5 protein-coding genes are annotated in these 7104 nt (G+C 62.7%); all 5 read left to right on the top strand.

Features of this window, described 5'->3' with window-relative positions; translation table 11 throughout:
- Window positions 1-175 precede the first annotated feature (175 nt).
- The 5 genes from AC1DCZ_RS19005 to AC1DCZ_RS18985 all read left to right on the top strand — a co-directional run bounded on the left by AC1DCZ_RS19005 (window position 176) and on the right by AC1DCZ_RS18985 (window position 6832).
- Window positions 176-580 (top strand): hypothetical protein, encoded by a 405-nt coding sequence (locus AC1DCZ_RS19005; protein WP_476975959.1) that lies wholly within the window; start codon window positions 176-178, stop codon window positions 578-580.
- A 412-nt stretch (window positions 581-992) separates the two neighbouring features.
- Window positions 993-2051, top strand: a complete 1059-nt coding sequence (locus tag AC1DCZ_RS19000; protein ID WP_476975958.1) for a helix-turn-helix transcriptional regulator — start codon at window positions 993-995, stop codon at window positions 2049-2051.
- Window positions 2052-3234: 1183 nt separating this feature from the next.
- On the top strand, window positions 3235-3612 hold the full coding sequence (locus tag AC1DCZ_RS18995; RefSeq protein WP_476975957.1) for a DUF1003 domain-containing protein: 378 nt from the start codon (window positions 3235-3237) through the stop codon (window positions 3610-3612).
- 336 nt (window positions 3613-3948) lie between these two features.
- Window positions 3949-4860 carry a DMT family protein gene (locus AC1DCZ_RS18990; RefSeq protein WP_476975956.1) on the top strand — a complete coding sequence of 304 codons (912 nt, stop codon included), beginning with the start codon at window positions 3949-3951 and terminating at the stop codon, window positions 4858-4860.
- Between the two features lie 1060 nt (window positions 4861-5920).
- Window positions 5921-6832 carry an NADP-dependent oxidoreductase gene (locus AC1DCZ_RS18985; protein ID WP_476975955.1) on the top strand — a complete coding sequence of 304 codons (912 nt, stop codon included), beginning with the start codon at window positions 5921-5923 and terminating at the stop codon, window positions 6830-6832.
- The last annotated feature ends 272 nt before the right edge of the window (window positions 6833-7104 follow it).

Raw genomic sequence — 7104 nt, 5'->3', positions numbered from 1 at the left:
CCGGGCGAAACACCCCGAACGCTTCACCACCACGACCGATCCCAAGATCCTCGCACTCCCAGGACCGGCGTGGATCAACCAACCCAAGGAAAACGCCGAACAGTCAGCCGCCTAACTCCCGCTGGTACCGCTCAGCTTGAAAAATTCCGCTTCCACGCCCTATTAGTCTCATGCCATGACCCATTGCACAGTACTGAGATGCAGCAGTGAAGCCGAGACCGTCTTCAGACCTCACCCCGAATACGAGCCATTCGCCATCCCTGTCTGCGATGCGCACGGCCACGCGATCGCCAACGGCGCGCCGTGGCTTCTCGACGGAGATATGGGGGTGCCGGTTGAGAGCGGGCCAACCGCGGCCGGCGTAACGATCCGCATGGGAGCCGATCTCCCGGCGACCATCCAACAAATTTCCCTGACACGCACGACCGGGCACACTCCAGGCGTGCGCATCTCACTGACATACGACACGCATGAGGGCCCGGGTTCGACGGAGTATTGGATGACCGAAGAGCAGGGCCGCATGTTGGGCGAATTCTTCAAGCCTTCCCCACCGGGAGCTCCCGATCGCCAGCGCGGTTAATCGTTGACCAGGGGCGGCCCTGGTTGTGTCAAGTATTTCTGGCCCAAGGGGTCGGCCGCCGGTCGCTGCTGGAACGCTGCGGGTACGACGTGAACTCCCACTGGGACACCTCCGGCTGGTCGTACCGGTGGGTTTTCGAGACAATGGGCCAGCGGGCGTGACCCCGACCACGTTCGCCGACAGAACATCTCCCGCCTTCCCTAAACCAGCGACGGTATCGTCCAAATAGAGAAAACGGTCAACAAAGTAACTGGCCAAAATGTCCAAAGCCGTTCATTCAACGCCGGCCGGGAACCTGCCAACGAATGGCCACCGTCCACCGCGTTGACCGCTCCTCCCCTCGGTGGTGGGATCAGGCAGAGTATGATTACATGCGCCGGGGACCCTGTCGCTGCCAACGAGGAGGGGAAGCATGAATCTTGACGCCATTAGCCCGGACCGGGGGTCCGTTATCGCCCGCCCCGGATCCGAAAGACGGGCATCCCTTCAACGCTACGAAATTCCGGAGGAGCTGACTCCGCGGCAGAAGTTCGAGCATTGGCGGGCCTGGTACGGCCAAGCAGTCGACACCCCGGTCCGGCTGGAAGCCACCGGACCGGTGTCCCCGCTCTTCTGTCCTTCCGCCACGAGTTTTACCGGGCCGGGCTTCAGCGTGGTAGAGCTTCGGAACGAACCTGCTTCCGGCTTTTGGAATGCGAACCCGGATCTGGACGATCTCCGCCTGGCGTACTTCGTGAAGGCCGAATCCGCGACGTACAACTTCTCCGGACAACCGGCCTCCATTAGCGCACCGCGTGTCCGTTTCCTCGACCTCACCCGCGACGGCGCCTTCCACGCACCCCGCGGCATGCATGTAATCCAGCTCAACCTGGACAGATCCAGCCTGGACGTGGACGCCGGAGCCGCGAAACGTCTGGCTGGTGTGCCGAACCTCATTCAGCATCCCGTATTGCGCTCTCTCGTGATGCCCGTTCTCCTGGGCTGCCGAAATGAAGGCATGGAGGCACACCCAGATGCGGCAGCCACAGTCCTGCGCTCCGTCATCACGTCATTGATCTCCTCCTTGCTCGAAGTTCCCGCGGAGCCCGAATCACTCAAACCGTCACAACGACTGGAAATCAAGAAACACATTCACCGGAACTACGCTTCCCGGGATCTGGCGGTAGACGCCATAGCGGAGCACTTCCATATCTCCCGCCGGGCTTTGTTCTGCCTCTTCGAACAGGAAGACCTCGGAGTGGGCGCCCGCATCCGCGCCCTGCGGACAGCGAGAACACTGGAGCTGCTTCTCGACAAGGAATGGCGGGTCCGACCCATTGACGAACTTGCCGTCCGCAGCGGTTTCTCCAATACCCAGAGCCTACGCAGAGCCCTGAAGGAGACCACCGGGCTGACAGCGCGTGATCTCAGGGAGAACCCACCCGTTATTTTGGGCTACCTGGAAGACCTCCGGCGATCACTCGATAGGTAGAATTCCAGGTTCCGCGCTCTCCGACAGCCTGTACGGTGTACCCCACAGAGTGCCGGAGAGCGCCCAGCCCGTCCGGGCGGCCCGGAGTCAGATGGGTTCTCGATCCCCCAATTGCGACCGAGACCTCACCCGTCGTCGTAACGATAGCGGCGCCGGCGGACCCGGCATGAGGCCGCCCGCAGATCTGCACCAAATGAGGCAAATCCCGATGAATTCTGCACCGGATGAACCATCAACCCGCGCCCGGCTCCGGCCGCGGGACGGTGACCGCTGCCATCCTATGTAAGCCTTCTTGCCGACGTCCTCTGCCGGCTGGCATTATCCGCAGAGGGCTTCGGGCCCACCCCCGATGCCCATGAGGGCGACACCTTACCTATCTCTCAATCACTCCGCAGTGCGACGCCACACGGCGGTTGACCTTCACTAAGAGCTCGAATAAGCTTCCAACAAGCGCCCCGATGCATCCCCCAATAGCATCGGGGCGCTTCTATGCCCGGGGTTGCCAGATTCCTCAAAGCAGCCCCCCTCCGATGTTCCGGTATCAGCGTCACACGTGGCCAGCGGACAAATGAAGGACGGGGCTAGGGTGTGAGTTTCGGCGATAAATGGCGGCGTTTTCACGGCGCTATTTGGCGCATGGTGCAGCCCGCAAAGGGATCGGTTACTGAGACACCATTCGCGGCCTGAGCTCGGCAAAATATCTCGATGTGTACGCTATCCCCAAGAGCAAGGTGACCTCTGATGGCAGTTTGTGGCGACGGATCCTGCAGTCGCTGAGGAACTTATTTGCAGACGGCGGCCCATTTGCGCCGGGGTGGGGCTTCGGCCGACGCAAGAAGAAATAGACCTGCTGACGGCGCAACCGGTTTGGCGGTTGGGAGCTGCTGTTCCAGTGACGCATTCGGGAGGGATTGTTGAGAGAGTTCATATTGAACACGGCTCAAGCGCGCCAGCGAAGTTCACGGCCACGCCAAAGCTTGATCATCGCGACAGGCCAGTAGAGGTGTTGGAGGCGAAGTGTATGAGGCCCCGCCAGCCACAACGACCGGCGGGGACTTTTCAAGTTAGCCCTCGCCGCACTCTGCTTGACAGAAAGAGAAACTAAGCAAGCTTAGCATCTTAACGCTTGCCGCCTGCTGGTAAGCAGAGGCCGGACGGTAGTCTTCCCCCGGCACCCCGAGTCATGACCGACCACCAAAAGACCTGGCACGAGGGGCACCAAGCCACCCTCACTAGAGGCCAGCGCGAGGCCGACATCATGCGAAACGGAATGGGAAGCTGGCCGTTCGTGGGCGGCTTCATCGCTTTCATGCTCATCTGGGCCGCCATTAACACATGGGCCCTGGCCGCCAATTCCTGGGATCCGTACCCCTACATCCTTCTAAACCTCTTGCTCTCGATGCTGGCCGGACTCCAAGGCGCCATCCTGCTGATCGCCGCCAAACGGCAGGACGCCATCGCCGCCGCCATGGCCCAGCACGACTACGACACCAACGCAAAAAGCGAAGGAAGAGATTTGAGCTGCTTATGGCCATCAACAGCCAGCAGCTGGAGATTCTGAAGGAGCTGAAGGAACTGGCGACCATTAAACTCCATGGCGTCATCGATCCTGCAGGCATCTGACATGCACCCGTTGTCCGGATGAGGCCAGGCCGGAAACGGGTGCTGGTCCTCCTACGCAGCCGGCTCCTTGCCCTGGGCCAGACTCCCCGCTCAAAGCAGAAGCACCACCCGCTGTGGATGAACACCGCTCCGGGCCACTTTCTGGGCCGGGGAATTCTGTGCACACCCGGCCAGTTCGAGAAACTTTGGAAAGGCTTCAGGATCTTCGGGCGCGTTCGCAGGAGGGCGCTGAGACGGTGCAGTCAGCGCTACAAGCCACATGTAGGGTCGGATCATGATCCAGACTGTCGCCGTGCCGACCTTGTCGTCATATCACTGGCTTGGCATCCCGATCGCCGTCGCCGGAGCGATCCTGCTTGCCCTCGGCACCCTCTTCCAACACAAAGCCGTGGACGAGCAGAGACCCGCGCCGGGGCGCGCCGCCGGGAGCATGGGCGGGGGCCGGTTGCAGGCCCTCCTGGGCAAACCCGCCTGGCTCGCCGGCACAGCCATGCTGGGAGCAGCAATACTCCTGCAGGTCACAAGTCTGAGATTCTCACCCCTGATCGTTGTGCAGCCCATCGGCGCGGTCGCCCTTGTGGTCACGACCCTGGCCACCGCCAGAATGACCCGGAGGTCCCCGGGCCGCCGCGCGCTCACATCCGTGGCCCTGTGCATTGCCGGTGTCGGGGTGTTCGTTGCAGTCGCTGCAGTTTCCGCGCGGGACGTTGAAATCAACGACCGGCAACTCATCACTATTCTGATACTGCTCGGCGCCGTCCTCGCCGCGCTCGGCACAGGTTTCGGTCTCTCGCGGCACCGCTGGGGCGCCGTCGTGTTCACCGCCGGAGCCGGCATACTCTTCGGGTTCGTCGCAGCCCTGGCCAAAACCGTCATTGCCCGACTCTTCCAGGGCGACTTCGAATGGCTATCCCTGACCTGCCGGGCAGGGCTAATCATCGCCGCCCTGTTCGGGACATTCCTGGTCCAAAACGCCCACACCCGAGGGACGTCCGAACTCGTCGTCGCAGGCCTGACAGTAATCGATCCGCTCGTCGCCGTCACCCTAGGCATCACCGTCCTCGGTGAGGCCGACACAGCCCCGGCAGAAGCATTCATCGCGTTCCTACTCGCCGGGGCAACAGCCGTCGCCGGAGTCTTCCTGCTTGCCACGGTCAAAAAGGCACCGGCCAGCACCACGGCCTAATAGCCGGGGCTCTGCATCCGTCTCGCCCGCTGCTCTACCCCGACCGCTGCGCGGCAGCCTATATTAGCCGCGCCTGATTATTCCGCTCGGGCGAACCGGCAACACAAACAACGAACAAGAAGTATTCCAGGTCTCCCCGAATGAGTTGCGCGCTTCTATAACGTCCTCATACCAGCGGCGGGAGATGAGCGATGGTACGCGGATTTAGCAGACGTCCAAGAGGCAGGCGCGGAATTGGCCTGATCGGCTTCGTCTATCTCGCCATCGGAGTCGTCGCCGCCGCCACCCACGGCTACCTGTCTTTGAGGCGTAAGGGATGCCGAGAGACTCCGAAACGTCGTCGAGCACCTGCCGCTGGATGGCCTGGTCTAAAGCGGCGCTTCACCGTTCTCGCCGTTGAGGGACTTCCGTGCAGCCGAGGCTTTGCCCGCCGAAAATACCGTCGCTGCTCGTTGGCGTGGATATGGCCGAACGAACGGGGTCCGCAGGCAGCAAGCGGCCCGGGAGCATATCGGACGCATCCGTGTCAGTTTTGGCTGCGATGCCCGCAGATGAGAGCGCTGCGGCCGGCGCTTCCGAGGCGGGAAGGCTGACGCCCTCGTTGTCTTCAACAACCGGAGCCGGCCTGCCATGTTCCCGTCTGACCCAGACGGAAGAGAACGCCACATGAAATCCGCTCGCGCGTTCGACTACCCTCGTGCGCCAGCTACGGGCTTGTGGGACCGGTGCGGGACCGATCCGCATCCCGACATGAAGGTTTCTGGTAGGGCCACAATTTCTCGGACGACATCCACGCCGTCCGATCATCGACGGGTTAAAGCCTGCGCAGAACGGCACGCGGCCGGTGCGCCGCATGCTGGCCCGGGCCCCCGCCCACGAGGACAGCACGGGCTCACTGGCTACCCCGGAGCTTGCCGATGACCGGAACGCGGGCAGGCCCGGCGTTCCGCACCCGGGCAGGCGTGAGCGGCCGCATGTGTCCTGAACCCTTGCTCCCCCGCATATGTCGTGGGCATCATGAGAAAAGCACTCATCCCGCCAACTCACCAGGGAGAAAGCCATGAAAGCTGTTCAGTTTGCCGAGTACGGCGGCCCGGAAGTCCTCAAAGTCGTCGACATCGAGGAGCCCCACTCCCGCGCCGGCCAGATCCGCATCACCGTTCGTGCGGCAGGGGTGAATGCCTTCGACTGGAAGATTCGCAGCGGGGCGCTGGCAACCGTCATGCCGATCAATCTTCCCGCCGGGGTGGGGATGGACGCCTCGGGAGTCGTGGACGAGGTCGGCGATGGTGTGGAGGAGGTCGCCGTCGGCGACGAGGTTTTCGGCACCGCGGCCACCGGTGCCGCGGCCCAGTACGCGGTGCTGGTCGAGTGGGCGAAGAAGCCGGGCAGTCTCTCTTTCGAGGAGGCTGCCGGGTACCCGATGTCGACCGAAACCGCGCGCCGAGCGCTGAATCTGCTGCCTTTAGAGCCGGGTCAAACTCTCCTCATCAACGGAGCCGCTGGCGGCGTCGGGCTGGCCGCCGTCCAGTTTGCCCTCGCTGGCGGAGCAACCGTGGTCGGCACGGCCAGCGAAGTCCATCACCAGTACTTGCGTTCCCTGGGCGCCATCCCGACGACGTACGGCCAGGGCCTGGTCGGCCGCATGCGGGACGTTGCCCCGCACGGCGTCGATGTCGCCTTCGACGCGGTGGGCTCCGGCATCCTGCCGGAGCTTATTGAGCTCACCGGCAATGCGGGGAAAGTCATCACCATCGCCGACAGCAGGGCGGCCGAGTATGGCGTGCGGTTCACCGGCGGCCGGGGCCCGGGCCATGCACCGGAAGCACGCGCCGAAGCAGCAGCATTGTTCGAGCAAGGAAAGTTTCGGATGCCGGTCGAGGAAACCTTCTCGCTGGAAAATATCGGGGCCGCGCAAGCGAAAAGCGAACAGGGCCATGTCCTCGGCAAATTCATCGTGACCGTCAGCTGACACGTAACCCGGCAGGCACTGCCACGCCGGACCCGGGCAGCCACACTATCGGCCGGACGCTACCTTAACTCTGTGCAGTCCGAGGTCGCCGGCACATGAGCGGGCCTCGAAAAGGACAGCTAACCCCAGGTTTTCATGGCGGGTCCGTCGGGATGGCGTGTTAATCAGGGAAAGGGTGCTCTGAACTGGGAAAATAGTGGTTGTCGAGACCGTTATTTGCCGAGCGAGGGAGCACCCTTTCGATGCAGAAGTCTACCCGTGTTTTTCCGTCC

The organism is Arthrobacter sp. 10N418 (assembly GCF_056394725.1).
Note: the sequence above shows the minus strand (reverse complement) of the source record. Positions and strands in the feature narration are given on the sequence as shown.